General features: G+C 70.0%; 25 protein-coding genes and 2 pseudogenes. 14 read left to right on the forward strand and 13 right to left on the reverse strand.

Going from position 1 to position 26,108, the window contains the following annotated elements; translation table 11 throughout:
* Nucleotides 1–199: 199 nt before the first annotated feature.
* Together ADL12_RS55775 and ADL12_RS55780 are read right to left on the reverse strand one after the other, a co-directional pair.
* A pseudogene (locus ADL12_RS55775) lies at nucleotides 200–682 on the reverse strand (SDR family oxidoreductase); the annotation flags it as partial.
* The gene (locus ADL12_RS55780) at nucleotides 604–1,065 is read right to left on the reverse strand and encodes an NmrA family NAD(P)-binding protein (protein ID WP_482262725.1); all 462 of its coding nucleotides are present in this window, start codon (nucleotides 1,063–1,065) and stop codon (nucleotides 604–606) included. The gene ADL12_RS55780 and the pseudogene ADL12_RS55775, both read right to left, overlap by 79 nt.
* Before the next feature lie 24 nt (nucleotides 1,066–1,089).
* Here ADL12_RS55780 and ADL12_RS54475 point away from each other — a divergent pair, with 24 nt between their 5' ends.
* Nucleotides 1,090–1,371, forward strand: coding sequence for a hypothetical protein (locus tag ADL12_RS54475; RefSeq protein WP_159053404.1), 282 nt, complete (start codon nucleotides 1,090–1,092; stop codon nucleotides 1,369–1,371).
* Between the two features lie 176 nt (nucleotides 1,372–1,547).
* On the opposite strand, the gene ADL12_RS37665 is transcribed toward ADL12_RS54475, so the two are convergent.
* The 3 genes from ADL12_RS37665 to ADL12_RS37675 form a co-directional block, all read right to left on the reverse strand.
* Nucleotides 1,548–2,027: a MarR family winged helix-turn-helix transcriptional regulator gene (locus ADL12_RS37665; RefSeq protein ID WP_062711312.1), complete on the reverse strand. Its 480-nt coding sequence runs from the start codon at nucleotides 2,025–2,027 to the stop codon at nucleotides 1,548–1,550.
* An 11-nt stretch (nucleotides 2,028–2,038) separates the two neighbouring features.
* A complete protein-coding gene (locus ADL12_RS37670; RefSeq protein ID WP_062711315.1) occupies nucleotides 2,039–3,100 on the reverse strand; it encodes an alkene reductase in 1,062 nt (353 codons plus the stop codon).
* Between the two features lie 77 nt (nucleotides 3,101–3,177).
* Nucleotides 3,178–4,083, reverse strand: a complete 906-nt coding sequence (locus tag ADL12_RS37675) for an NADP-dependent oxidoreductase (RefSeq protein ID WP_062711318.1) — start codon at nucleotides 4,081–4,083, stop codon at nucleotides 3,178–3,180.
* Nucleotides 4,084–4,311: 228 nt separating this feature from the next.
* Here ADL12_RS37675 and ADL12_RS37680 point away from each other — a divergent pair, with 228 nt between their 5' ends.
* Entirely contained in the window at nucleotides 4,312–4,740 is a 429-nt protein-coding gene (locus ADL12_RS37680; RefSeq protein WP_425265188.1) for a DUF6233 domain-containing protein, read from the forward strand.
* Nucleotides 4,741–4,883: 143 nt separating this feature from the next.
* On the opposite strand, the gene ADL12_RS37685 is transcribed toward ADL12_RS37680, so the two are convergent.
* Complete coding sequence (locus ADL12_RS37685) at nucleotides 4,884–5,510, reverse strand: hypothetical protein (protein ID WP_062711321.1); 627 nt, start codon at nucleotides 5,508–5,510, stop codon at nucleotides 4,884–4,886.
* Nucleotides 5,511–5,739: 229 nt separating this feature from the next.
* Here ADL12_RS37685 and ADL12_RS37690 point away from each other — a divergent pair, with 229 nt between their 5' ends.
* A complete protein-coding gene (locus tag ADL12_RS37690; RefSeq protein ID WP_062711324.1) occupies nucleotides 5,740–6,402 on the forward strand; it encodes a hypothetical protein in 663 nt (220 codons plus the stop codon).
* 337 nt (nucleotides 6,403–6,739) lie between these two features.
* The gene (locus ADL12_RS37695; RefSeq protein ID WP_425265189.1) at nucleotides 6,740–7,219 is read left to right on the forward strand and encodes a DUF7383 domain-containing protein; all 480 of its coding nucleotides are present in this window, start codon (nucleotides 6,740–6,742) and stop codon (nucleotides 7,217–7,219) included.
* Nucleotides 7,220–7,300: 81 nt separating this feature from the next.
* On the opposite strand, the gene ADL12_RS37700 is transcribed toward ADL12_RS37695, so the two are convergent.
* The 3 genes from ADL12_RS37700 to ADL12_RS37710 all read right to left on the reverse strand — a co-directional run bounded on the left by ADL12_RS37700 (nucleotide 7,301) and on the right by ADL12_RS37710 (nucleotide 8,449).
* Nucleotides 7,301–7,717 carry a type III PLP-dependent enzyme domain-containing protein gene (locus ADL12_RS37700; protein WP_062711330.1) on the reverse strand — a complete coding sequence of 139 codons (417 nt, stop codon included), beginning with the start codon at nucleotides 7,715–7,717 and terminating at the stop codon, nucleotides 7,301–7,303.
* Nucleotides 7,718–7,804: 87 nt separating this feature from the next.
* Nucleotides 7,805–8,113 (reverse strand): hypothetical protein, encoded by a 309-nt coding sequence (locus ADL12_RS37705; RefSeq protein WP_159053405.1) that lies wholly within the window; start codon nucleotides 8,111–8,113, stop codon nucleotides 7,805–7,807.
* Nucleotides 8,114–8,236: 123 nt separating this feature from the next.
* Nucleotides 8,237–8,449 carry a hypothetical protein gene (locus ADL12_RS37710; protein ID WP_159053406.1) on the reverse strand — a complete coding sequence of 71 codons (213 nt, stop codon included), beginning with the start codon at nucleotides 8,447–8,449 and terminating at the stop codon, nucleotides 8,237–8,239.
* A 462-nt stretch (nucleotides 8,450–8,911) separates the two neighbouring features.
* Here ADL12_RS37710 and ADL12_RS37715 point away from each other — a divergent pair, with 462 nt between their 5' ends.
* The 7 genes from ADL12_RS37715 (at nucleotide 8,912) to ADL12_RS51545 (ending at nucleotide 16,230) form a co-directional block, all read left to right on the forward strand.
* Nucleotides 8,912–10,342 carry a family 2B encapsulin nanocompartment shell protein gene (locus tag ADL12_RS37715; RefSeq protein ID WP_062711339.1) on the forward strand — a complete coding sequence of 477 codons (1,431 nt, stop codon included), beginning with the start codon at nucleotides 8,912–8,914 and terminating at the stop codon, nucleotides 10,340–10,342.
* A 5-nt stretch (nucleotides 10,343–10,347) separates the two neighbouring features.
* Nucleotides 10,348–11,688, forward strand: coding sequence for a family 2 encapsulin nanocompartment cargo protein terpene cyclase (locus tag ADL12_RS37720; protein WP_062711342.1), 1,341 nt, complete (start codon nucleotides 10,348–10,350; stop codon nucleotides 11,686–11,688).
* Nucleotides 11,689–11,749: 61 nt separating this feature from the next.
* Nucleotides 11,750–12,625 carry a geranyl diphosphate 2-C-methyltransferase gene (locus ADL12_RS37725; RefSeq protein ID WP_244188188.1) on the forward strand — a complete coding sequence of 292 codons (876 nt, stop codon included), beginning with the start codon at nucleotides 11,750–11,752 and terminating at the stop codon, nucleotides 12,623–12,625.
* A gap of 459 nt (nucleotides 12,626–13,084) precedes the next feature.
* A complete protein-coding gene (locus tag ADL12_RS37730; RefSeq protein ID WP_062711347.1) occupies nucleotides 13,085–14,437 on the forward strand; it encodes an FAD-dependent oxidoreductase in 1,353 nt (450 codons plus the stop codon).
* 249 nt (nucleotides 14,438–14,686) lie between these two features.
* On the forward strand, nucleotides 14,687–15,085 hold the full coding sequence (locus ADL12_RS37735) for an SDR family oxidoreductase (protein WP_062711349.1): 399 nt from the start codon (nucleotides 14,687–14,689) through the stop codon (nucleotides 15,083–15,085).
* Entirely contained in the window at nucleotides 15,082–15,552 is a 471-nt protein-coding gene (locus ADL12_RS37740) for a Rossmann-fold NAD(P)-binding domain-containing protein (RefSeq protein ID WP_062711352.1), read from the forward strand. Before ADL12_RS37735 ends, ADL12_RS37740 begins: the two co-directional genes overlap by 4 nt.
* A gap of 384 nt (nucleotides 15,553–15,936) precedes the next feature.
* Entirely contained in the window at nucleotides 15,937–16,230 is a 294-nt protein-coding gene (locus ADL12_RS51545) for a transposase family protein (RefSeq protein ID WP_244188191.1), read from the forward strand.
* A 29-nt stretch (nucleotides 16,231–16,259) separates the two neighbouring features.
* Here ADL12_RS51545 and ADL12_RS37745 read toward each other — a convergent pair.
* From ADL12_RS37745 to ADL12_RS37755, 3 genes and pseudogenes are all read right to left on the reverse strand, one after another.
* Nucleotides 16,260–17,054: pseudogene (locus ADL12_RS37745) on the reverse strand (ABC transporter ATP-binding protein); the annotation flags it as partial.
* Nucleotides 17,051–18,763 (reverse strand): ATP-binding cassette domain-containing protein, encoded by a 1,713-nt coding sequence (locus ADL12_RS37750; protein ID WP_208614698.1) that lies wholly within the window; start codon nucleotides 18,761–18,763, stop codon nucleotides 17,051–17,053. The gene ADL12_RS37750 and the pseudogene ADL12_RS37745, both read right to left, overlap by 4 nt.
* Before the next feature lie 26 nt (nucleotides 18,764–18,789).
* Nucleotides 18,790–19,980, reverse strand: a complete 1,191-nt coding sequence (locus ADL12_RS37755; protein ID WP_244188189.1) for a P-loop NTPase family protein — start codon at nucleotides 19,978–19,980, stop codon at nucleotides 18,790–18,792.
* Between the two features lie 364 nt (nucleotides 19,981–20,344).
* On the opposite strand from ADL12_RS37755, the gene ADL12_RS37760 reads away from it, so the two are divergent.
* Both ADL12_RS37760 and ADL12_RS37765 read left to right on the forward strand, forming a co-directional pair.
* Nucleotides 20,345–22,126: a serine/threonine-protein kinase gene (locus tag ADL12_RS37760; protein ID WP_062711386.1), complete on the forward strand. Its 1,782-nt coding sequence runs from the start codon at nucleotides 20,345–20,347 to the stop codon at nucleotides 22,124–22,126.
* 124 nt (nucleotides 22,127–22,250) lie between these two features.
* A complete protein-coding gene (locus ADL12_RS37765; protein ID WP_062711362.1) occupies nucleotides 22,251–23,039 on the forward strand; it encodes an FHA domain-containing protein in 789 nt (262 codons plus the stop codon).
* Nucleotides 23,040–23,061: 22 nt separating this feature from the next.
* On the opposite strand, the gene ADL12_RS37770 is transcribed toward ADL12_RS37765, so the two are convergent.
* Nucleotides 23,062–25,038, reverse strand: a complete 1,977-nt coding sequence (locus ADL12_RS37770) for a serine/threonine-protein kinase (protein WP_062711364.1) — start codon at nucleotides 25,036–25,038, stop codon at nucleotides 23,062–23,064.
* Between the two features lie 230 nt (nucleotides 25,039–25,268).
* Between ADL12_RS37770 and ADL12_RS37775 the strand changes: the two genes are divergently transcribed.
* A complete protein-coding gene (locus tag ADL12_RS37775; protein ID WP_062711368.1) occupies nucleotides 25,269–26,051 on the forward strand; it encodes a polysaccharide lyase family 7 protein in 783 nt (260 codons plus the stop codon).
* Nucleotides 26,052–26,108 lie beyond the last annotated feature (57 nt).

Below are 26,108 nucleotides of genomic sequence, written 5' to 3' on the forward strand. Positions count from 1 at the left end.
TGCAGCTCAGCGCCGGTTCCGTTGACGCTGACAGGTGCAACAGGTGTCGTGGTATAGCCAGTTCAGGTGAAGCCCGGCTGCAGCCGGGCCGGGCAGGTCCCAATCCGGGGGGCGGTGGGAACGTGTGGTGATCTGGCACAGCGGTCTTTCACCCATCGGTTGGCCCCCGCCCGGGTGGCGGGACCGGGATGCGGGCCCGTCACCGGTGCTGCGCCGTGCCCAGCTCGTCGGTGTACCGGGCGAGGGCGTCCTCGACTGTGGGGACGGGGCCGAACAGCTGCTCCTGGCGGTGAGGGTCGGCGACGTAGCGGCCGCTGTCGAACCAGCCGAACATCGCGGCCATGTCCTTGACCAGGGGCATGAAGCGGCCGGCGACGGCTCCTGCGGCGCGGGCGACGGCGGAAGGGACGGCCCACACCTTGATCTTCTTTCCGGCTCGGTTGCCCATCAGGTCGGCCATCTCGCGCATGCTGACCGGACGGTCCCAGCCGATGTCGATGCGCTCACCGTTGTCGGCCTCGGCGTCGACGGCGGCCGCCAGGTAGGCCGCGAGATCGGAGGTGTGGACGAAGGTCAGCGGGACGGTGGTCTTGCCGATCCACATCAGGCGGCCCTTGTCGATCGGGTCGCCCGCCACGCTCGCGATCTGGTCGAGGAAGGCTCCCGGGCGCAGTGCGACGAACGGGACGCCGAGCTGCTCGAGCTTGTCCTCGGCGACCTTCTTGTGCCAGAAGTGCGGAACAGGGCGGCCTCGGCGAGGTTGGCGTTGCCGACGGTGTCGATTTCGTGCGCGTTCTTGCCACCGCGGGTGTAGCCGGCAGCGGTGGTGATGACGGCATCGGCGCCGTTCATGGCGGCGACGAGCGAGCCGAGGTCGAGCATGTCGCCGCGGGCGATCTCGACACCCCGCTTTTCGAGCCTGCTCGCGTCGGTGGTCGCCCGGACCAGGGCGCGGACGTTCTTACCGCGCTTGAGCAGTTCGTCGACGACCTTGCCGCCGAGGGAGCCGGTCGCGCCGACGACGAGGACGGGGAGGGTGGTGGTCACGGGGGTCTCACTTTCCATCAGGTCAGGAGTGGGGGGGATCAGGTGGCCGCCGACGTGGGCGCCGTCGGCCCGGGTTGCTCAAGAGGCGGGCCTGTGATGGGCGGATTCGCGGCGCGGGTCGTCGCCGGCCTGCAGGAGCTTGTGGAGGTCGACGGTGACCCGGACGCGGGTGATGCGGCCGTCCTCGATGTGCGGCCGACCGACGACGGGGAAGGGCTCGACATCCCCGTGGGAGAGGTGTTGCTGCCTGCACCGGGACGGCTCGCGCTTGCCCCTGACGCTGAGGCCCCGCTCATCCCCGTTCTCTCTGACGTACGGGGGTGAGCGGGGGTCCCGCCACATCGGCTGGCTCGGGTCACCGGGCTTCCGACAGTTGGGGAGCCTGGATCCGTTCAGCACGGGCCTTCGTGAGCCGAGTGCTCTGCAGCTCTGTCCACTTCGCAGGAACGCCGGAAACGATTCGCACTCCAGGCGGGAACCGGGGTGCACGCCGAGGTGAGTTACTCGGACTCTTCCTGCGGAAGAGCGCGGCTGTTGATCGCGTCGGCGATGGCGTAGGCGGTGCGGACGAAGGACTCTGCCTGCTGCGCCGACAGGTTTCGCGCGGAGGTCTCCTCCAGGGCCCGCCACATGGCTGCCAGGGGCTCGCGCATCGCCCGGCCCTTGTCGGTGAGGTGGACGACCATGACGCGCCGGTCATGTGCCGCCGGCTCACGGCTGAGCAGGCCGGCGTCCTGCATGCGGCGTAGGGACTTGGAGACGGTGGAGTGGTCCAGGCCGACGCTGTCGAGCAGCTCGGACTGGGTCTGGCCGTCCCGGTCCAAGAGTTGCATGAGCAGCAGTTCCTGTCCGGGATGCAGGTCCATCTCGCGGAGCATGGCGGCGGCGTAGGCGCGGTGAGCGCGGGCGAGCTGGAAGATCGCGTAGCTCATCGGCCCCTCGCTGGCCGTGCTGAGGGTGCGGGGTGTGGGGGCGGGCATGGTTCGGTTCCTCAGACGGTGTAGGTGGGGTAGTCGGTGTAGCCGGCCACTCCGCCGCCGTAGAAGGTCGCCGGGTCGGGGGTGTTCAGCGGCGCGTCCGAGCGTAGCCGCTCGACCAGGTCCGGGTTGGCGAGCGCGAGGGCGCCGACGGAAACGAGGTCGGCCGTGCCGTGGTCGATGTCCTTGGCGCGGGTGGGCATATCGGTGTCGGCCCGGTTGAGGATCAGCGTGGTCGGCCACAGCGTGCGCAGGGTGCCCAGCAGCTCCTCGTCGCCCGCGTGCATCACGTGGAGGTAGACGAGGCCGAGTGGGCTGAGGGCGCGCATGAGAGCCGGATACAGCTCGGCGGTGTCGGACTCGGTGATGTCGTTGTAGGGGTTGCCGGGGGAGATGCGCAGGCCGGTGCGGTCGGCGCCGATCTCGTCGGCCACGGCAGCGGCGACCTCGACGGCGAAGCGGATGCGGCCCTCGATCGAGCCGCCGTAGCTATCGGTGCGCTGGTTGGTGTTGTCGGACAGGAACTGGTGCACCAGGTAGCCGTTGGCGGCGTGGATCTCCACGCCGTCGGCGCCTGCCGCGACGGCGGCCGCTGCGGCGCGGCGGAAGTCGTCGACGGTCGCCGCGACCTCCTGCGTCGACAGCGCACGGGGGGTCGGCATCTCCTGGGGCCCGGACGCGGTGAACATCGCGCCCTGTGGGCGGATTGCCGAGGGGGCGACCGGCTGGCGGCCGTGGGGGGTGTTGTCGGGGTGGGCGATGCGTCCGGTGTGCATCAGCTGGATGACGATCCGTCCGTCGGCCGCGTGCACGGCGTCGGTGACCTTGCGCCACCCGGCGATCTGCTCGTCGTTGTGGATGCCGGGGGTGAGGAGGTAGCCCTGGCCGTCGGCGGAGGGCTGGGTTCCCTCGGTGATGATGAGCGCGTGCGAGGCCCGCTGGGCGTAGTACTCGGCGTTCAGCTCGGTCGGTACGCCTTCAGGGGTGGAGCGGTCACGGGTCATGGGGGCCATGACCAGGCGGTGCGGGAGGGAGAGGGCACCGACGGTGGTCGGGGTCCACAGGGAGTTCAGCATGAAGGGTCCTTCGTGCGGTGATGAACAGGTGGTGATCGGTAAAGCGGGAGGGCGTGGCGGAAGAAGTGGCGGCGTGATCAGTCGAGGGTGAGGACGAGCTTGCCCCGGACATGCCCGGCGTCGCTGACCTGCTGGGCCGTGGCGGCCTGGTCGAGCGGGTAGGCGGTGACGGTGGTGACGACCTTGCCGGTCGCGGCGTCCTGGGCCAGCGCGGCCAGACCGGCGGCGGAGCGTTCCCGGGGACTGCTGGAGAAGGTGATGCCGAGCTGGTGTGCGCGGAAGTCGGCGATGGTGACGATGCGCTCGGTGCCGCCCCGCAGGGTGATGGAGTCCTCCAGGGCTCCCTTCCCGGCCAGGTCGAACACCGCGTCCACGCCGTCGGGGGCGAGCGCCCGGACCCGCTCGACCAGGCCCTCGCCGTAGAGGGTCGCGGTGGCACCGAGCGAGGTGAGGTAGTCCTGGTTGGCGGGGCCGGCGGTGCCGATGACACGCGCTCCGCGGGCCGTGGCCAGCTGGACCGCCAGGGTGCCGACCGCTCCGGCCGCGCCGTGCATCAGTACGGTCTCCCCGGCGACGACGCCGAGCAGGTCCAGGACCCGCTCGGCCGTCGCGCCCGCCACCGGCAGCGCGGCCGCGTGCTGCCAGTCGAGGCCGGCGGGCTTGGGGGCCACGGTGGTGGCCAGCGCGTACTGGGCGTACGAGCCGGTGTCCGACCAGCCCAGCACCTCGTCGCCCACCTGCATGTCCCGCACGCCCTCACCCAGGGCGTCCACCACACCGGCGAGCTCGTGACCGGGGACGGAGGGGAGCGGCGTGGGGAACACGGCCTCCAGTGCCCCGGAGCGGATCTTGCCGTCCAGCGCGTTCAGCCCGGCCGCCTTGACGCGGACGCGGATCTGCCCGGGGCCGGGCTGCGGGATCTCGATGTCCGCCTCGTGCAGCACTTCCGTGCCTCCGAAACGGTCGAACAGGATGGCTCTCATGACGACTCCTCTCGTGTCACCACCCATTTAGGTGGCTGGACACATAACGAACGTAACAGCAAACATGTGGCTAGCCAAGTATTGGCCGCTGGGGCTGCGCGAGATCGGTCACGGTCGCGTCGGTCTCCTCGGGGCGGCCGTCGAAGCGGGAGGCGCCCCGCCAGAGCGCGCCTTGCGCGGCCAAGGGCTACCTCGACCGGAAGCCGGACGGCCGGCCAGGCCCTGGCGGTGCGCGGTTCCCTTCTGGTTCAGGGCCCGGGTCAGCTCGCGGTTGGCTGCCCGAGCATGGAGCCCGCCTGGTACACGGTGTGGGTCCAGGCCCCCGACCACGTGCGGCCCGTCGGCGGCGTCTCGTACGACGACGTACCCACCACGTACCTGGAGCCGCCCTCCTCCGTCCAGCAGGCGCTGGGGCCGCGCCGTCCGTCCGGCTGGGTACTGGCGAAGACCGGCGGCCGCGGCCCCGACCGGGGCGTCGTCCACGCCGTCGACTGCGAAGAGGCCCCGGCCGGAGCACCGGTGCTGACCTGGGAACGGGCCCTGGACGCAGCCGAGCAGCAGGGTGCGCGGCTGTGCTCGCTGTGCGGCGCGGCCGCCGAACTCGATCCCCTTCTGAAGGGCTTCGACCGCGGTTTCAGCGGCGATGAGGAGCGCTGACACTGCCCCAAGCCCGAGACTGGCCATCCCGGGCCGGATACGGGAGCGAGCACCACGCGTTTCGCCTCAGTACATGGTGAGCTGCTCGTGGTCGGGCAGGTCGTAGTGGGTGATGCGGCCGGCCTACGTCTCGTCGAACTCCTTCACCTCCTGGGCGTTGCGGACCAGGACGCGGTGGCGCGCCGGCTGCGGTGAGAGGGAGCCGACTCGGGGCACGGGCGCGCGATCCCGTACAACGAGTGATACCGGTCGCGCGAGTACAGAGGTACTCCGTAGGCGAAGTGGGCGGCCATGCTCGGCTTCTCGGGAATCTCCACTCGCAGTTGCTCCTCATGCCAGGCCCGATCGGCCACCGCGGCGAACAACTCCTCCATCTGCTCGCGGGACAGCCGACCCCACCACGCCCTCGCCATCTCCAGAGCCTGACGCTCCTTCTCCTCCTGCTCTGCCTGTTCACGCGCCCGGCGGGCCACCTCCTCAGCCCGGTGCTGGAGTAGCTTCTCCATGAGGACGCGGCGTTCTTCTTCCTGCACCTTGCGGCGGGCAGCGGCCTCTTCCGCACGACGACGCCGGTCCTCTTCCTCCCACTTCTTGCGGCGGAGTTCGGCCTCGGCTTCCTGCTGCTTCTTACGCTCTTCGGCTGCTTCCTTCGCCTTCTCCTGCCGCTGGCGCATCTGCTCGTGCTCCGTCTGAGCACGGGAAGACTGCCGCGAGGTCCACCACAGCTCCCGCCGGAAGGTCCAGTACCGGTCATCGACGACTCGGGTCACCCTCCGATAGCGCGGCAAGCTACGACAAGGGGAGAGCTGCCCGGAAGTTGAACACGGCGACTCCGTCGTCGACCACCCAGGATTCCTCCGCTTCCGGCGCCCGCACCCGCACGGCGGGCACGGCGCCGATTCACTGCGGCGGCTTCTTGTGCGGAGACACCCAGCACACGCTGATTCCTTCGGCGCGGTAGCGCGCCGTCCGGGCACGGATGTCGTCCACGATGACCAGGTGCTCGTCCTGGCCGAGGACGACCTGCTCATCCGCCTGGCAGACACCCGTCCCACAATCGCCGGCTCGGCGATCACCTCCGCCCCCGGCCGGCCTCCGACACCCGACCGCACACTCATGATCGGCTGGAACTCCCGCTCGGCAAAGATCATCACGCTGCTGGACTGCCTGGTCGAGCCCGGATCGCTGATCGACATCGCGGCCACTGAACGCCCCGAGAACGAACTCCAGGAGCACTTGGAGAACCTCACCGTGGGCTACAAACCCTGCGAACCCACCCTCCGACCATCGCTGGAGTCCCTGGGACTGGACGGCTACCGCAACATCATCGTCCTGACCGATGGCGACATCGACCCCGAATCGGCCGATGCCCACACCCTGGTGACGCTGCTTCACCTCCGTGACATCGCCATCCGGTACGGCAGTCCGTACTCGATCGTCACCGAGATGAACGACGCCAACCGCGAGATCGCCCAGGTCACCAAGGCGGACGACTTCATCGTCAGCACCAAGATAATCAGCCTCCTGCTGACCCAACTCGTCGAGGACCGCCACCTCCACGCCGTGTTCACCTACACCGGCGAACTTCGCAACAGTCATCGAGGCGGCCCGGCAACAGGGAGAGACAGCAATCGGCTACCGGATCGCGCGGCACAGCGATGAACCTCCGACCTACGGCATCTTCCTCAACCCCGCCAAGACCGCGCCGCTGTCTCTGAGCGAGGACGATGCCATCGTGGTACTCGCCGAGGACGGCCGCCCGGCCGTCATGATGCCCGCGGCCCGAGACGGACACGGCACCGGCGGCGCGGAGGCGGTACCGCCGTTCAGCCCCGGCCCCGGGCCGTCCGCACCGGGTCCTTCCTGAACGCCCAGGGCATCTTGGGTTCCGTGCAGCCCGGATGGTCCTGCGTCAAAGTCCACCGCCGTCCGAGCGACTTCGGCTGCGGAGACGGGTGAATCGTGAGGTTTTGCCTTTTGCTCCGGCGTTGCAGAGGTCATATCCGGGCCATGCAGACGCGATCCGACTTCCGCATCATCCGATTCAACGAACGTCTCGGAGACCGCAGGCCCCCCCAGTAATTTCAACCCTGGGTCGTCTCACTATGCCGGGCAGGAGACGTCCGAGAAGCGATTCGAGGTGGACCGGGAGCCCGTCGGGGACGGCTACCTGGTGATCCAGGTGTACGGGGTGGACTTCCGCACACACCGCGTCCTGGTGAACGGCGAGGACCTTCCGCAATTCGACATTGCCAGTCAGCAGCCGGGAAGGCCGGTCTGGGAGACCTGGCTGGACCCGATCGAAGAAGGCATCCTGCGGAGGGGGCGGAACACGATCCGGATCATGCACGGCTCGACACCCCAGCCGGACAACTTCATCGTCGGGAACGTCGTCGTCCATTGGCGCGAGGAGGCCGACGGCTCCGGAGGCGACGGGTACGACAGGTACCGGAACCGCGACGATCACGGCGATTACTGACCCACTGCCGACGGCCCGGGGCATCCGACGGGAACCGCCGCCGAGCCGAGGCACTGCGCGTACGGTGTTGGCCCCGCCGGATCAGGCCAGGTCGATCCCATGGACGGCGTGGAGGACCCCGATGTCGGGCAGATCGGTACCCTGGATGGCGAGGCGGTCAGCGGTGTAGGCACCGGTGTTCAACAGGGCCAGGCCGTGCGCGGCGGTGTCGGCGGGGAGCGAGGCGTCGAGCCACAGCCTGGACGGTGTGCAGGTCGAGTCGGCCACGTGCCATTGCCGCCATGCCTGGCCGGGGCGGGGAAGACGGAGGGGGATCGGGGGGTAGGAGCGGTCGCTGGTGGGGCGTAGGACGTTGCCGGAGATCGCGGTGATCAGCCGGCCTCGGCCGTCCTTGTGGCAGGCGGAGATGACGTCGGTCAGCACGATCGCCGCGTCGGCGAACACGAACCGGCCGGGCTCCAGCAGGAGCCGGTAGCGGCACGGTGCGCAGTGCGTCATGGGCAGCGTCGGCGAAGTGCTCGCAGGAAGAGCCCGCCCGCTCCAGCATGTCGCGCGCCTCCAACCCGCCGCCCAGGTTGAGGACCCTCAACGGGTTCCGTGCGCGGTCGCGAACGCGGCCGCGAGGTCTCCCATCCGCTCGGCGAGTGCGGCGAATTGCTCGACGTAGGTGCATCTGCACAGCTGGTGGGCGTGGAGGCCGGCCAGGTCCAGGTGCGGTGAGGCCGCCGCACGCTCCAGCAGCGCGTACGCTTCGTGCGGGGTGGAGCCCAGCTTGGAACGCTCGGAGAAGAAGTCGTCCGCGGGTAGCGGATTGACCCGGATCGCCACCGTAGGACGCACCCCCAGGCGCCGCGCATGCCACTCGGTACGCTCCAGCTCTTCTGCACCATCCACCCCGAGCAGCACCTCCCGTGCGGCCAGCAGCCTGGAGGTGACCGGGAGACCGGGCGACGCTGTCGGCGATGATCCGCCGACCGGTGAAGCCCAGGCGGCGGGCCAGCCGCCATTCGAGATCGGTCATGATCTCGATGCCGGCTCCGACCGCCCGCAGGCGCGGCGTGGCAGGTACAGCAGCAGCGGGCATCTGCCGTCCCACTGCCGGGCCACCGGCGCCCCGTCCACGAGCAGGCCCCGGCGGTCGTATCCGAGGTAGGGAATCAGCCGCCCGATCTGCCCGATCTCACGCTGGGAGAACGTGTCGGGCCCGGTGCGGGCCAATGACCGCGACACACCCGCCACAACAGTGCCTCACATCCTGTTGGTTCAGCTGCTGGCACTGCCCCGGCCAGGTCTTGCGCGGCCCTCGCTCTGCTCAAGGAGCACACGCGCGCCCGCACCTCGCATTCCGGGCGTGTGCGGTCTGGGCGTCCACGGCGTGGGTGGGACGCGCCAGGGCTCCAACTGGTGACTGCGGTGAGGACGTGCGGTGTTCGTGGTGGCGGCTACGTCCCCTGCGCCTGTCACGTTGTGTTGACCTGTCGGTGTCACCTGCTGGCTGACGTACGTGTCCTCTGAACAGCTCTTTTGGCCCGGGAGGGGGCGCGAGGGGCGCACTTTGGCGTGAGCGGCGCCCTCGTGCGCCGCTCACGTCAATTACTCACCGTGACTGATTACTGGTAGTTATGTGCACGGAACGTGACGACCCTGATGGTCGACGCGTCGATCGCTCGTGCGAGTAGGAAGAGGTATGTGATGTCGATCGAGACCCGGACAGCCCCGTCGGGCGCCGAGGCGGCGCAGCAGCAGGAGCAGCAGAGCCTCAGCACCGCGGCAGCGCGCAATCTGGCCACGACCACCAAGTCCGAGCCCCAGATGCAGGGGATCAGCTCGCGCTGGCTGACCCGGATGCTGCCGTGGGTGAACGTGCCGGGCGCGACCTACCGGGTCAACCGCCGGCTGTCGTACACCCTGGGTGACGGCCGGGTCTCCTTCGTGAAGACCGGAGCGAAGGTCCAGGTCGTCCCGGCCGAGCTCGGTGAACTGCCGCCGCTGCGCGGCTTCACCGACGACGACGCGCTCGGCGCGCTGGCCGAGAAGTTCGTGCAGAAGGAGTACGAGCCGGGCCAGGTCATCGTGCAGGCCGGCCGCAAGGCCGACCACGTGTACCTGGTCGCGCACGGCAAGGTGGAGAAGATCGTCGACGGCCCCTACGACAACGACGAGTCGGTCGTCGGGCTGCTGGCCGACGGGGACGCCTTCGGCGGGCAGGCGCTGGCCGAGCCCGGCAAGAAGTGGGACTTCACCGCGCGTACGGTGACCGCCACGACGATCCTCGCGCTGCCGCTGACGGCGTACAAGACGATCGCCGAGCGGCACGAGAAGCTGCGCGCGCATGTGCACATGATCAGCTCCAACGGCCACCGGAAGCTGAACAGGTCCGGCGAGGCGGAGATCGCGCTGAGCTCGGGCCACACCGGCGAGGCCACGCTGTCGCAGACCTTCGCTGACTACGAACTCGCCCCGCGCGAGTACGAGTTGAGCGTGGCGCAGACGGTGCTGCGGGTGCACAGCCGGGTCGCCGACCTCTACAACGAGCCGATGAACCAGACCCAGCAGCAGCTGCGGCTGACCATCGAGGCGCTGCGCGAGCGGCAGGAGCACGAACTGGTCAACAACAAGGACTTCGGCATGCTGCACAACGCCGACTTCGACCAGCGCATCTCCACCTTCTCGGGCCCGCCGACCCCGGACGACCTCGACGAGCTGCTGGCCATGCGGCGCAAGACCCGCTGCTTCCTCGCCCACCCCAAGGCGATCGCCGCGTTCGGCCGTGAGTGCAACAAGCGGGGGATCTACTTCGGTGGCGTGGAGCTGCACGGCAACCATCTGCCCGCCTGGCGCGGGGTGCCGCTGCTGCCGTGCGGCAAGATCCCGATCAGCAAGCAGGGCACCTCGTCGATCATCGCGATGCGCACCGGCGAGGACGACCAGGGCGTGATCGGCCTGTACCAGACCGGGATCCCGGACGAGGTCGAGCCCGGCCTGAATGTCCGCTTCATGGGCATCGACGAGAAGGCGATCATCTCCTACCTGGTCAGCAACTACTACTCGGCGGCCGTCCTGGTACCCGATGCCCTCGGGATTCTGGAGAACGTGCAGGTCGCCCGCTCGAACGGGAGCTGACGGCGGTGTCGCTGATCTCTCGGATCACCGCACCCGCCGCGAGTGATGACGTGGCGTGCCTGGTGCGGGCGCTGCTCTCGGCGGGTGTGCCGGCCGAGCCGCGGTCACCGGTGCCCGCGAAGGCGTCGCACGGCCAGCGACTGCCCTCCGCCGCTACCGGGCTGGGTACGTCGGCGGCACGGATCTCCTCCGGCACGGGCCTGGCCGGAATCCGCACCGCGACCAGCGGCGCCGCATGTGCCGCCGCACCCACCCTCCCTCTGCCGCCCCCGTCGCCCACCCGGCCGACCGTGCCCGTCCTGCCCACCGGCCCTACCGGCCTCGGCACCTCCGCGGCCCGCCCGGCGCAGGCTCCCCGAACACACCGGGACTCGGCACCGGCGGATCCGGCACCCCGGCTGCACTGCCCGCCCGCCGTCCGCGACGACCGGGCCCTCGGCGAAACCGTCACCGAACGCCTCGTCGCATGGGCCGAGGAAATCGGGATCTACCCCGGCCAGCTCGACAAGATCCGCACGGCCGACTTCGGCCGGCTGATCATGCTCGCGCACCCGGAGTCGGACGACCCCGACCGGCTGCTGGCAGCGGCCAAGTGCGCGCTGTCGGAGTGGGCCGTCGACGACCACTACGTGGACGGAGAGGTGGAGGAGGCCCGGCACGACCTGCTCGGCCAACGGCTTGCCATCGCTCACTCGGTGATCGACCAGGCGAACCTCCCACTGGCGTACGCGGGTCAGTTGGAGGAGGTCGTCCAGGCGGACCCGGTCTGCCGGGCCCTGCGGGACAGCCTGCGCAACCTCCACTCGTACGCGACGACCTCACAGGTGCGCCGGCTGCGCCACGAGCTGGGCATCATGTTCGTCGCCTACGGCCAGGAGGGGGTCTGGCACACCAAGGAACAAACCCCGCCGGTCTGGGAATTCCTGATGCACCGGCACGAGAACAGCTTCATCCCGTGCATGGTGCTCATCGACGCGGTCGCCGGCTACGAGCTGCCGTACGGCGAGTTCGCCGACCCCCGGGTCCGCCGGGCGTTCACCCTGGCCGGCACCGCCAGCGTGATCGTCAACGACCTCTACTCCATGGGCAAGGAGGACCCGACGGACTTCAGCCTGCCGAGACTGATCGTCGCCGAGGACGGCTGCTCGCTGGAGGAGGCCGTCGACCGCACGGTCGACATCCACAACGAACTCATGCACACCTTCGAGGCCGAGGCCGCCGCCCTCGCCCTGACCGGCTCACCGGAACTGCGCCGCTTCCTGGCCGGCACCTGGGCCTGGCTCGGCGGCAACCGGGAGTGGCACGCCAGCAGTGGCCGCTACCACGGCGAGGCGAACGCCGCCTGACCACAGGCCCGTTCACGGCCGACCGCTATCCCATCCACACGAGTAAGGACCTGTACGACTCATGTCCCGTATTTCGACGCAGATGGAGGACATCGCCATGGGCGACGTCCTGCGCACCGACTACCAGAAGTCCGTCGCCGCCTACTGGAACGCCGAGAAGGACCCGGTCAACATCAAGCTCGGTGAGGTCGACGGCCTCTACCACCACCACTACGGCCTCGGCGACTACGACCCCTCCGTCCTGGCAGGCCCGGCCGACACCCGCGAACAGCGCATCATCGAGGAGATGCACCGCCTGGAAACGGCCCAGGCGGAGGTACTCCTCGACCACCTCGGCGACATCACCCCCGGCGCCCGCCTCCTGGACGCCGGCTCCGGCCGCGGCGGCACCAGCATCATGGCCAACGCCCGCTTCGGCTGCCACGTCGATGGCGTCAGCATCTCCGAGCAGCAGGTCGCCTTCGCCAACGACCAGGCCGCAAAGCGGGGCGTGGCCGACAAGGTCCGCTTCCACTTCCGCAACATGCTCGACACCCGCCTGGAGTCCGGATCGCGCCGCGCGATCTGGACCAACGAGACGACGATGTACGTCGACCTTTTCGAACTCTTCGCCGAGTTCTCCCGCCTGCTGGAGTACGGCGGCCGCTACGTCTGCATCACCGGGTGTTCCAACGACGTCACCGGCATGCGCTCCAAGGCCGTCAGCAAGATCGACGAGCACTACACCTGCAACATCCACCCCCGCAGCGAGTACTTCAAAGCCCTCGCCGCCAACAACCTCGTCCCCATCCAGGTCATCGACCTGACCCCGGACACCATCCCCTACTGGGAACTGCGCGCGAAGTCCTCGGTGGCCACCGGCATCGAGGACCCCTTCCTCACTGCCTACAAGGAGGGCAGCTTCCACTACCTCCTGATCGTCGCCGACCGCATCTGACCGTCGGTGCTGCGGTCCGTGCATCCCCGGTGGGGCCCGGACCGCAACGCCATTCAGCCCAGGAACGTCACCTGTACGAGCAGGCTCTGTGGTTTGCCTGTGAGGCGCTGGTCGAAGAAGGCGATGCTATGGGCCCTCGCCAGAGCCGGACAGATGACAGCCCAGGCCATGAACCATCGAGAGCGCATCCCTTCTTGCCGGCATCGCGCAAAGGATGGGATGGACCAGAGGCTCCTGCCAGTTGAGAGGTTTCTGCCAGCGGATGGCCTGGCTCTGCGGATACCCCCTCAGGCGCATCCGTGGTGTCCGGATGGACCTCCGGACACCACGGTCACCCGGCCGCGGGCGGCTTTGCGGCTCGATGATCTCGCCGGTGACAAGTTGACCGGCAGTGTCGCAATGATCGATGCCGTCGTTGCTCCGTGTGATTCGCCCTGCCCAGCAAGCGTGGGAGACGATATGAAGACCAATCGCCCTTGGGGCAAGGCCGTTGTCATCGGCGGGAGTTACGCGGGGCTGGTGACCGCGCGGGTGCTGGCCGACTTCTTCGCGGAAGTCGTCCTCGTGGAGCGGGACGCCGTGGACGAGGACACCGGTGTCCATCCGGGTGCGCCGCAGGGCTATCACGCGCACGCGATGCTCGCCAAGGGCGGCGAGATCCTGCAACGGCTGTTTCCGGGGCTGCGCGAGGAACTACGGGAAGCCGGCGCACCGGTATTCGACTACGGGCAGGGAATCGACTTCCTGCTGCCGACCGGACTGGCACCCCGGGGACGGACCGGCGTGCAGATCCAGACGTTCACCCGCGACGAGTTGGAGCGTCGGCTGCGGCGGAAGGTGCTCGCGCTTGCCGGGGTCACGCTGATGGCCGCCACGCACGTCTCGGGTCTGACCCGGGACGCCTCAGGGCGGGTGACCGGCGTGACGTGCCAACAGCAGGACGCGGAAGTGATCGACCTGGCCGCCGATCTGGTCGTCGACGCCTCCGGACGCTCCAGCTCACTGGAGGACTGGCTGCGCGCGGCCGGCGTCACGGTCCCCCCGAAGCGGACCGTGAAGGCGAAGGTCACCTACACGTCGATGAACTTCGACCGGCCGGAGGAGGGCCACCCGAGCCACCCGGACTTCTACGTCGCCTACCAGATGCTGTTCGCTCCCCGCGTGCCCCGGGCCGGGGTTCTGCTGGCCGTGGAGCGCAACCGGTGGACGTGCTCGCTGTTCGGCTTCCAGGACCAGCCGCCAACCGACGACACGGGCTACCTGCGGTTCGCGGACAGCCTGGACAACCCGCGCCTGGCCCAGCAGATCGGACGCCGCACGGTCCAGGAGCCCACCCGTCGCTACACCAACGTCGACAACCAGTGGCGTCGCTATCACGCCGTCAAGAACTGGCCGGACCGGCTGATCGCCGTCGGGGACGCGGTCTGCGTCTTCAACCCCGTCTACGGCCAGGGGCTGACCGTGGCCGCGATGGAGGCGGAACTGCTGCACCGAATGCTGGCCCGCCGCAGGGCATCCGAGAAGCAGCTGGACGGGCTGGCCGGCGGCTACCAGAGGCGGGTGGGTCGATTGCTGCTCGGCCCGTGGACGCTCTCCACCAATTCGGACCTGATGTGGAATCCGGACCGTCAACCCCTCGGGGCGAGGATCGCGCACTGGTACAACACCAGGCTCTTCCGTGTCGCGGTGAAGGACGCGGCCGTCTGGTCGAGGTTCGTGCGCGTGGTGAACATGGTCGCTTCCCCCGCCGTGCTCTTCCATCCCGCCGTGGCCCTGAAGGTCCTGTACACCGCGTTCACCCTGCGGGACTGACCTCTCAGAAACGCGACCCGGTGAGCAGGCCGCGGACACCGCCGCGAGGCCGCCCACCTTCCCGGCCTTCGGTGTTCTCCATCAACATGGCTTTCACAGAATCGTGTCGGCGGACAGGGCTCCCGGTCCGGCGGGGCAGCCTGTGCGGACGTCCTGACGATTGAACGTGCGCGTGTCCTGACGGGCTCAGGACGGTCGTGCCGCACAACGTGGGTGGACAGCCCTGAATCGGCGTGAGGACGCGACGAGATGACGACCGTAGTGGTGACCGGCGCGACCGGGAACGTCGGGCGACATGTGGTGAGTGAGCTGCGGCGGCGCGGCATCCCTCACCGCGCGCTCGCCCGCAACCCGGAGCGAGCCACTGCCGTACTCGGCCCCGGCGCCGACCTCGCGCTAGGGGACTTCACCGAGCCCGAATCGCTCCGTGCCGCCTTCGCGGGCGCCGAGCAGGCATTCCTGAGCTGCGCCAACGACCCGCGGCAGGTCGAGAACGCGGCAAACGCGATCGAGGCCGCAGCCACGGCCGGTGTCCGGCAGATCGTCCTGCTGTCCACGGTCGGCGCCGAGGTCGGCGCCGCCAAGACGTTCGCCGATCAGCACGGCCGCATCGAGCCCGCCTGGGCTCGGCGGGGATCCCGTTCGTGATTCTCCGGTCCAGCTTCCTGATGTCGAACCTCCTCGGTTCACTGTCGACGATCGGGCAGGCCGGACGGATCTTCCTGCCCGCCGCCGACGCCCGCGTCGCCATGATCGACCCACGTGACGTGGCCGCCTGCGCTGCCGCGGTGCTCTCCGGGCAGAGCGGGGTGGGAGAGACCCATCTGATCACCGGCCCCGAGGCCATCACCTTCACCCAGGGCGCCCGCCGGCTCTCCACCGCCCTCGGACGGACGGTGGAGTACGTCGCTGTACCCGACGAGGCAGCCCTGGCCTGCATGCTCGAGGCGGGCCTGCCGTCCTGGCTCGCCGAGGGGGTGGTGGGCATCTTCCAACTGCTCCGGGAAGGCATCAATGCCGACACCACCGACTCAGTGCGCCGGTTGACCGGGCACGACCCACGACCCGTCGCCGACTTCGCCCACGACCTCATGGCACCGCTCCTGACTCGCTGATCCCGCAGCAGGTGGCGGACGGCGCGGCAGAGCGGATCCCGGCACAGGGCCGCGCGGACTGCGGAATCAGCGCCGGGGAACCGACGTGGCCGAGAGGAGCTACACCCACGAGAGATTGGAGGCCGCCCCGCTCAGATGGGGTTCCGATGCTGGTCGGAGCGGAGATCAGTAGCACGTGATCGTCCGTCAGGGGCGTCTTCCGCGGTTCCTGTCTGCGGGCTTCGGCTTGCCGCATGGCTTCGGCCGTGGGAGGGATCGTCATCGTGGACGTGCTGACGTGGGCTGTCGAGCGGCGGATGTACTGGCCGAGCGGGCTGAACTGCCGCCCGCCCTGGCCGGGCCGGCGAGATCACCGCCGCCCGCCACGACCACATCACCAGGCATCTGCGCGAGGCCGGCCTCAGCGCCCTGGCCGACCTCGGCTTCGTCGGCCTCGACGACGACCCCGACGAAGCTCCGGTCATCATCACCGGCCGCAAGGCGACCCGCTCCCACCGCCTCACCGACGCCGAGAAGGAGGCGAACCGGCTGGTCAGCCGCGAACGCGCGGCCGCCGAACACGGCTTCGCGAACCTGAAGACCTGGCGCATTCTGACCAAGGTCCGCATGAACGTCCATCACGCCACCACGCTGCTACGGGCCCTGCTCGTTCTGGCGAACTGCGAAGTCCAGCGGTGACAGACGATCACCCGACGGCGATCACTCCGCCTGCCGGTGGTGGCCAGCCAGGCGAGTGCGGCCCAGGCCAGGAGCAGGAAGAAGCCGCCGGCCGTCGAGGACAGCAGGGTGATGCGCAAGGTCCGTGGAGCGGCGCCCAGCACGCGGCGGTCGATGCGCTCGGAGAGTGACCGGTACCAGAACAGCAGGTAGCCGGTCATGCCGTTGGCGCGGACTTCGTCACCGTGCTTCGGCGCGGTGGCCCACCAGCGCATCATGTGGCGCACGTTGCGGTCCGACACGTTCGCGTAGTGCATCTCGTAGTCGACGCGAGCGGTGAGAACCGCGCCGACTCCGGCCGGCAAGACAGCGAGGAGGAGCAGGGGCAGCATCGCCCAGTGCAATACGGACAGGACTCCGCTGGCGGCCACCATCCTGATCAGGGCGGCCACGAATGGCTGCGCGTCGTTCACCATCACGTGTGTGCGCACCACGCCCATCTCGGCGGCTTCCTGCCGGTCAGCGAAGCCGTCTCGGGCGTAGGCCGCGGCTTCGACTCGGCACACCGCCTCGACCAGTGAGGTGTCTGCATAGGTCGTCAGTGGCGGGGTGAGCCGGCGATCCGCGTATGAGGCGAGCGCGCTGGACAGCCGCCCGAGTGCCGCCGCGCCGGCCACGACGATCAGCGCGGGCAGCGCGTGATGAAGGCGGTCGGCCACGGCTCCGGAGTCGAGGATCGGTTGCATGGCGCGGGCGGTCGCGGCCAGGCCCACCGCGGTGGCAGCGCCTGTGACCAGGCGCAGGTTCAAATCCTGTCGTCCCGACTTTTCGAAGTCGCAGGTCAGGGGTCGTTTCGGAGCAATCCGAAACGACCCTTTGTGATTGCTTGAGGCTGCACGGGCTCGTTGATCCGCGGCACCGGCTCATGGACCGTCAGCCTGCCGTCGTCGATTCGCCAGAGCACATCCGCGCGCGCGGCGAGCTTGGGCTCGTCGGTGACGTAGATGACTGTGCCCGGATACCGCTCGAGCAGACGTTCCATCAGGTCGGAGCCGAGCGCTTCTTCCGACCTGACCTCGTCCAGCAGCAGAACCCGGGGTCCGCTGCGTAGCGCCCGTACGATCGCCACCTGATAGCGCACGGCCATGGAAAGGCCGTGGCCGTTTTCGCCCACCCGGGTGCGCAGACCGTCGGGCAGCAGGTCGGCCAAGGCCTCGATGTGTTCCTCGTCCGCCCCTTCGGCCGCGTCCGGAGCTTCGCCGAGCCGCAGGTTCGTGTCGACACTGCCACGGAGCAAGGGCAGTTCGGGGCTGGTCAGCCTGATCGCCCGCCGTACCGATTCGGGGTCGTGCCGGGCGAGGTCCTGGCCGTCGAGCAGTACCGCGCCGGCGTCCGGCGCCTGCAGTCGCGCGATGAGACGAAGCAGCAGTGACTTTCCCGAGCTCGCAGGCCCCTGCAGCACGATCCGCTGCCCGGGCCGCGCGACGGCCGATGCGTCCAGGACGCCGTCCACGCACAGCCCGGCAAGTTCCAGCTGCCCCGGCCCGGGCGCGAGCGGCTCGGCTCCGCGCCGTCTGCCCAGCGGCGCCGGCGCCGCGAGGACCTCGGAGATACGCCACCGCGCGACGCGCGACTGCTGCCAGTACTCCTGCACCCGGACCAGCGACGACAGGGGCCCACCGAGGAAGTTCGCCACCGTCAGCAGCGAGGCGAGGGCCTCCCAGGTGGTGCCCGCCACCAGGGCCACCGTGACCACGATCAGCAGGATCCCGATGCCGCACGCCTCGGCCGTCGCCGACATCGCTCCGGTGAGCCGGGCCTGGCACACCATGGCGCGACCGTACTCACGGCTGAGCCGCCGCATGACCCGGCGCTCCTGCTCGACCCGTCCGAGGGACTGCATGACGGCCGTGTGCGTGACCCGTTCGTTGACGAAGGCGGCGAGCCTGCCGTTGTGCCGTCTGGTCTCGCGTACGCGTTCGCGCAGCCGCCGCCCGAACAGTGCGACGGCGGCCGCGGCGAGGAGGAGCAGCGCCGCCGACAGCGCGCCGATGCCCGGCGCGATGACGGCCAAGAGGACGATCGCGCATGCCACGAACACCCCGTCCACCAGAATCGGTGCCACACCCTTGCTGATCCACAGCCGAAGGGCGGAAGCATCACCGGTGAAGCGGAGCACGGTCACGCCGACCGTGCGCCGGTACGGTCCACCCGCCTCGCTTCCGGTGACGTGGTCGAAGAGACGCATTCTGACGCTGTGCACGTAGCTCTGGGCCAGCCGTTCCGCGAGCGGTTCGCCCGCCGCCTTGAGCAGCACGGTTGCGCAGGCCGACGTGGCGAGACCGACGGCCAGTGTGGTGGGCGCGTAACCGGCGACGTGCGTGTAGATGGCGCTGCGGTCGTGGCCGGACGCGATCTCCCGGCCGTGCGTGATGCGGTAGGCCGCACCATGCGCCAGGAGGGCGAAGCCGACCACGCAGACCGCCTGCCCGAAACCCGCGAGCACCAAAAGGAGCATCAGTCGGCGCCGTGCACCGCCGAGCGTGTGCGGCATCCGGACGCGCTTCTTTCGCGCCGTGGTCACGCCACTGTCTCGGCCGTCAGGGGACCGCTGTACTCCGTCAGCCGACTGCGTTCCTGCGGCAGTCCGCCGTGGTCCGTCAGGTGACTGGCGTCCTCCGGCACCCCGCCGGCGTCTGCTGCGACGCCCCCGCCGGTGGCGGCGCTCGTCAGCAGCTGATCGGCGACTGACGGGTCGGACAGGGCGGCCGCTGAGTGCACCGGGATCTCCACCGCGGCCACCGCTTCGGCCGTGGCCAGCGGAGAGCCCGTCAGTACCCCGCTCAGAGCCACGACGGGAAGTCCCTCGTCGCGCAGCAGCCGTACCCCCGCCACCGCGCTGATCGAGTCTCCGGCCGCGAACACGATGCTGTCCACGGCGGCGCGGAATTCCGGCGTCCGCATGAGCGCCGCCGTCTCCCGCTGCAGAAGCCCGTCGGCGACCTCCAGCACGATGGCATCTGCCTGGTGACTCGTCAGATCTGTGATCGAGCTGCGCAGAATGCGGATCACCTGTGGCATCGGCAGCTGGTAGGTGGTGGGGAAACCCAGGTCGGTGAAGTCGATGACCCGCGACGCGCCCGCGTCGGCCATCAGCGTCGGATCCCCGGGAGCACCGGTGCCGGTCACCTTTGCCGCGCCGACCCGGCGGCCGGACAGGCTGAGGCCGCGGATGAGGGCGGCCGCCACGGTCGTCTTGCCCGCGTTCATCGAGGTGCCGAGTACGGCGATGGTGCGCGGACGCGGAGCGAGGGCCGGCACCACGGGCCGGGCCAGGCGGGCCAGGGCGATGACTTCGCCGTGCTCGTCGGTCACCCGGCCCAATGGCTCCAGTCGGGTGGGGGATTTCATTCTGGAGTGGGAGGACACGACCCGCCCCGCTATGCCGCCTCCGGCGACCAGGTCACATGGTCCGAGGTCGCCGGGCACCTCCGCCTCGAACTGATCAGGGGCGTAGCGAGCGCCGTAGGCGACTACGACCTTGTCGCCGACGAACAGCCGGTTCCGCTTTCCGTGTACCTGCCCGAGGAATCTGTGCTGGCCGATTTCGGTCACCCGGCACAGCACCAGGTCGCCCGCTCGCGGAGGTTCATCCTCCGTGCTCAGTCCCAGTGTTCTGGTGCTTCCGTAGCCCAGCTCGACAAGGCGGCGAGCGGTATAGGAAACCTTCGCCACCTCGTTGCCGGAAGAATTGAACCGCACGCTCTGCATGGATTTCTCCTTAGCCCGTGGTCCCGCGGAGCACCAGCATCCGCCGCGCTCGCGGACTGCGCACTCCGACCACCGTCATCTGCGGCACTGCGAACTCCGTCCGGACCACGACCCGCTGGAAGGTGCAAAGGTCCTCCGGCCGTGCACCACGGCTTCCGGCTCGACGGAAAGGTGAGCTTCAAGGGCGAACTTGGCGGCCATCCGGCCGAATGCGGTGCGGCACGCGCGAGTGCGGCACGGGCCGTGGCCTCGGTGGGTGCGCGGTTCGGGAGGGCTCCCGAGTGGGGCGGGTGAGCATGGGGGCGGAGGTCGCCGGGAGCGTACGGCAGCCGGTCGGCAGGTGCGGCCGAAGAAGGGGGCGTTGGTGACACGGGAGGAACGAGTCATCGCCGGGCGGTACCGGCTGCGGCAGCGGCTGGGTTCCGGTGGCGGGGGAGACGTCTGGCTGGCCGAGGACGAGGAGCTCCGGGTCCAGGTCGCCGTCAAGGAGATCGACGTACCGCAGGAGTCGGAGAGAAGCGGCGGGGACCTCGCCGGCCGGGGGCGCAAGGAGGCACTGAAGGCGGCGCAGCTGCGCGAGCACCCGAACGTGATCACGGTGTACGACGTGGTGGAGCACGACGACCGCCCGTGGATCGTGATGGAGTACCTGCCGGGCACGCGGGACCTGCGGGCCGTGGTGACGGAGCGCGGTGCGCTGTCGAGCGACGAGGTGGCCAGGATCGGGGCGGCCGCGCTCGACGCCCTCTGTGCCGGGCACCGGCTCGGCATCATCCACCGGGACGTGAAGCCGTCCAACATCCTGCTGGCACCGGATCATTCAGGCGCCGCCGATCGCCGGGTCCTGCTCACGGACTACGGCATCTCGCTGTGGCCCCGTGAGACCCGGGTCACCCAGAGCGGCATGGTGGTCGGCACCCCCGGTTTCCTGGCGCCGGAGCGGCTGTCCGGCGGCGAGGCGACGCAAGCGACCGACCTGTTCTCGCTCGGCGTCACTCTCTACTTCGCCGTCGAGGGCACCTCCCCTTTCGAACGGGACACCCTCGACGCCTCCCTCATGGCGGCGCTGACGACGCAACCCGACGTGCCGCAGCGGGCGAGTGATCCGCTGAGCCGCGTGATCATGGGGCTGCTGGCCAAGGATCCGACGGAACGTATGCAGGCGGCGCAGGCGCGCGAACTGCTCGCCGAGGCCCTGCTCGCCGAGGACGCGGGAACCGGGCTCCCCGGCCGCAGCGCGCCGCTGCCCTCGCTTCCCGGATCTGCCCGGGCCGCGTCCGGCCGGCGAACGCCCCTGTTGCTGGCGCTCGCCGCCCTGCTGGCCGTGGGCGGTGGGTTCGCGCTGGGCGCCGCCACCCACCACGGCGAGCGGGGCGAGACGACGGATCCGCAGGTCAGCGCGAAGGTGGCGGCCACCCCCTCCCCGACCGTGACCCGCAGCGCGTACCCGTACGGCAGGCAGGTGGGACTGCGCACGGGGCTCACGCCGGGGCAGTGCGTCGACGCCGACTGGAAGGACGGGAAGTTCCAGGGGCGGCCCGGGGTGAAGGTCGTCGACTGCTACGACGACGATCCCGAGGGCCAGGTCATCGCGACCGTCGGCGCCGGACCGGCATCCGGTGCGGCGGCGATACGGGGCGAGTGCACCCGCCGCACCGCGCAGCTGCGCAAGACCATGGCCGACCCGGTGCTGTACGTCCTCACACCCGAGAGGGGGCAGAGCGAGCCGCCGGCCTCGGCCTGCCTGCTCTTCCTGAACCACGCCACCCTCGGCGGCCCGCTCGGCGACTTCCGCAAGCTCGGCGACGAGGTGTACCTCACGCAGCTGGGCCCGGGGGACTGCATCGACGTCGAGGAGGACGAGGACGGCACGTACACCAAGACCCTGGTGAGCTGCGCCAAGCCGCACGACGAGCAGCTGGTCGGCTGGACCCGGGCCTCGGGCGACGGCTCGGCGGACAGCGTCGACACCGGAGAGCTCTGCCAGGACACGTACGGCGTCAACTGGGCGCGTGGCCAAGGGCACGAGATGTGGGGCTGGTACTCGGACGAGGAGTGGGACGCCGGATTCCGCCAGGTGCTGTGCAGCGTGGCCCGGGAGGACGGCGGGAAACTTCCCGGAGGAGCGCTGAAGTCGGCGTACTGACGGTGCGGACCCCTCAGCCCGTACGGGAGGGGTCCCGCGACGGGGACAGACACTGGTCAGTAACCGTCGGACCACTGCCGAGAACCTGTTGAACCAACGAGCTCACGAACCGAGGAGACCAGCGATGCCCCTCTCCACCAGCCTCGCGCGTGGTGTCGCGCCCGCCACGCCCGGAACACTGCACGCCCGTACGGTCACGGGTGAGCTCAGCGCACCGCCCCGCCAGGGGCTGACGGTCCGCTTCGGGCGCGGCGAGAAGCCGGACGTGGACCTGGGCGTCGGCGTGGACGACCTGCGGGTGAGCCGACAGCACGGCGAGCTGACGTACCGCCAAGGGCTGTGGTGGCTGCGCAACACCGGGCAGCAACTGGTCCGGCTGCCCCGCGGCCGGATGCTGCACCTCGCCACCGAGCCGATTCCGCTCGCCACCGGCTACACCCCGCTGTTCGTGAAGGGCTCCGGTTACCGTGAGCACCTGGTCGAGCTGTACGTCGCGGGCCACGACGACCAGGGACCGGTGTCGCGCCGGCGCGCCGAGACCGTACGACCCGAGACGTGGTCGCTGGACGACGACGAGCGGCTGTTGCTGGTGGTCCTCGGCCAGCGGTACCTGCTGTACGAGGAGGACCCCCGCCCTCTGACGTACCGCCAGGCGGCCGAGCGGCTCGCCTATCTCCGCCCGGACGCCAAGTGGAACGAGCGCAGGATCGAGTTCCGCATCGAGGCCGTACGCCGTCGGCTGCACGGCACCGGCTTCAGGTACCCGCTGCTGCACGACAAGTCCGAGGGCCGCCCCGCCGACAACAGTCTGCTGCACAACCTGATCAGGGGGCTCGTGGAGTCGACGACCCTCGTACCGCCGGACCTGGAGCTGATGGAGGACGACGAGGCCTGGCCGGACTCCGCGTTCTGAGGAGGCATCGACGCCCCCCGCGTCATCGCGCGCGGAGTTCGGCGGCGGCGGAGGCCGCGAGGTTCGTGGCCATCGTGCAGAGCCTGTCCGTGGGCCGGTGCCCGCCGACCTCCAGGCGCACCATCTCGGCGGCGGTCTCGGCGTCCTGGCCGCTGTACCTGCGGTACTCGACGAAGGCCGTACAGGTGTCGCCGTCGTCGTTCGGTTCGACGATCGTGCGGTATCCGCTGAGTGTGACGGCCGTGGCGCCGTCCTCGGCGGACTTGGGCTGATCGCGGAAGAAGCTCACCTCCGTATCCAGCTCGTCGACGTCGCTCTGCCACTCGCAGCTCCAGTTCGCGACGCCGACCTCCGGCACGTCGACCTGGAGGCCGGGAACGGCGGACAGCGCCTTGGCGTCGAGCAGTTCGCAGGCGTTCGCCCAGGCCAGTGACGTGCGCGGGTAGGCCGGTGAACGGCGGGGCAGCGGACCCCGGTTGAGGACCTCGGCCGCGCTCGTGGCGGCCTTCTCGGCGACCGTGCACAGGGTTGCGTTGCCGCCGAACACGGAGCCCTTGCCCATGTTGACGCGGACCCCGACCAGGGTGTCCTCGGTGTCGCCGTCGGACGTCAGCAGCAGCCGGCACTCGTCGCTCTCGGCCTGCTCCTCGCGGATGCCGATCCGCCCGACGGTACGGGAGGGCTTCGACCCCTCGGGCGGCGAGCCCCGAAGGAGACGGACCGACACATCGATCCGGGTCTTGTCGTCGACGCCCACGAGCACGTCGCAGCGGTCGAAGTTCCCGTAGTCCACGTCCACGCGGACATCGTCGCCGAACTGGTCGAGCACGGCGGGGTCGGTCAGCTCGCACACGTCGGCCGTGCGCGGATCGCCGATCAGGGCCTGCGGTTCGCCGTCCGAGGCGTTCCCCTCCGCTTGGCTCTGGCTCTGGCTCTGGCTCTGGCTCTGGCTCTGGCCCGGATCGGGGCCGGCCTTCGCGTCGTCGCCGTTGTCGGGGAGGACGACGAGTCCCAGGGCCAGTACGGCGCTGATGCCGAGAGCGGCCGCGATCAGTGGCAGACGGCGGCGTCGGCGCCCGGTGACGGTGGTGGCTGTGTCCCCGGAGGTTTCCGGGTCGGATCCGGCGACTTGCGTCAGCAGCCGCCTGACCTCGGCGGCGTCGGGGCGTTGCCGAGGGTCGCGTTGGAGCATGGCCGTGAGGACGGGGTACAGCGGTCCCACGGCGGCGGCGTCCAGCTCGACGACGCCCTGCTCGGCCTTCCAGTACCTCAGCCGCTCGGCTTCCTCGCCGTTGCCCTGAGTCCCGGCGGGGTCGGTGTCCACCGGAGAGGCGCCACCGCGCGGCGGGGCACCGGTGACCAGCGCGTGCAGGGTGGCGGCCAGGCAGAACACGTCCGAGGCCGGCCGCGGGACGTTGCCCCGGGCCAGCTCGGGGGCGGCGTAGTCCGGGGTGAAGCTGAACGGGCCGTTGACGGTGATGGTCTCGGTGCCGCCGACCCGGTAGGCGGCGCCGAAGTCCAGTAACTTCGCGGCCCCGTGCCGGGTGACGCCGATGTTGGCGGGCTTGACGTCGCAGTGGACGATGCCCGCTTCGTGCAGGGCCGCCAGCGCGTCGGCGAGCTCGGCCCCGATGCGCGCCGCCCGCGCGGGAGAGACCGTGGGCTGCCGGTCCAGGCCGCCGCCGGGCACGTACTCCATGACGAACCAGTACGTCTGGGCTCCGGCCCCGGCCGCCTCACCTTTGTCTCCGTCCCGCTCCACGGTCACCACGTCGAACAGGGTCACCACATGGGGATGGTCGCGGAACTTGGCCATGGCGCGCGGTTCGCCGAGCAGCCGCCGCACCGCGGTCTCGCCCTCCCCCTCGGTCCGCTCCGGCTTCAGCGCGACGTCCTGGCCCACCACCCTGTCGTGGGCCAGCCACACGTCGCCGCCCCGCCCCGCGCCGATGACCTCCTTGAGGACATAGCGGTCGGCGAACTCCTCCCCGGAACGCACGGATCTTCCCCCTCGGTCGAGTCCGGAACGCGCACCGCCCAACGGCGTGCGCATGGATCGAACTTACTGCGTACGGCGGGCCGTACGCAGTGTCTACCCAGAGCCTTCATCAGTCGCACGCATGCGTAGAAGCGGCGGGACCGGAGGTTCCGGGAGGGGTCCCGGCAGCGGCGCCTAGCGTACGCGTCGGCCCGAACCGGACACCCACCCCCGACAGAGAGGGAACCCCCATGCCAAGCACCCGGACCGTCGTACTGGCCGGCATCACCGCGGCTGTCTCGACCGCCACGCTCACGCTGTCCGCCCACGCCGGCACTCCGACGCCGCACGGGCAGGCGCCCGCCCGGTGCGCGTACCCCTCCGACGTCCTCGACCTGACGAACTGGAAGCTGACCCTGCCCACCGGCGAGGACGAGGACCCCACCGAGATCACCCAACCCGAACTGGCGACCTTCTCCGCCGATCCCTGGTTCCGGGCCGATACGGGCTGCGAGGCGGTCGGCTTCCGGGCCGCCGTCAACGGCGTGACGACGGGAGGTTCCCGCTACCCGCGCGCCGAGCTGCGGGAGATGACCGACGGCGGCGAGGACGAAGCCGCCTGGTCCACCACGGACGGCACCCACACCCTCGTGGTCAGGGAGGCGTTCACGGCGCTGCCCGCCGAACGGCCGTGGCTGGTCGGCGCGCAGGTCCACGGCGGGGACGACGACGTCACCGTCTTCCGCCTCGAGGGCAGCAGCCTCTACGTCACCGACGGCGACGACCGCCACCATCACCTCGTCACCGACGACTACGAGCTGGGCACCGAGTTCGAGGCCAAGTTCGTGGCGAGGGACGGGGAGATCGACGCGTACTACAACGGCCGGCTGCAGACCACGATCTCCCACGACGGCGACACCAACTACTTCAAGGCCGGGGCCTACACGCAGGCCAACTGCGACAACTCCGAGCCGTGCGCCGACGACAACTACGGCGAGGTCCGCATCTCCCGCATCAAGGTCACCCACTCCTGACCGGCGGAAGGCAGGCAGGCGGGCGGTGCCGGTTTCCGGGAGGGGTCCCACACCGTG

The organism is Streptomyces regalis (genome assembly GCF_001509475.1).
Lineage (GTDB): Bacteria > Actinomycetota > Actinomycetes > Streptomycetales > Streptomycetaceae > Streptomyces > Streptomyces regalis.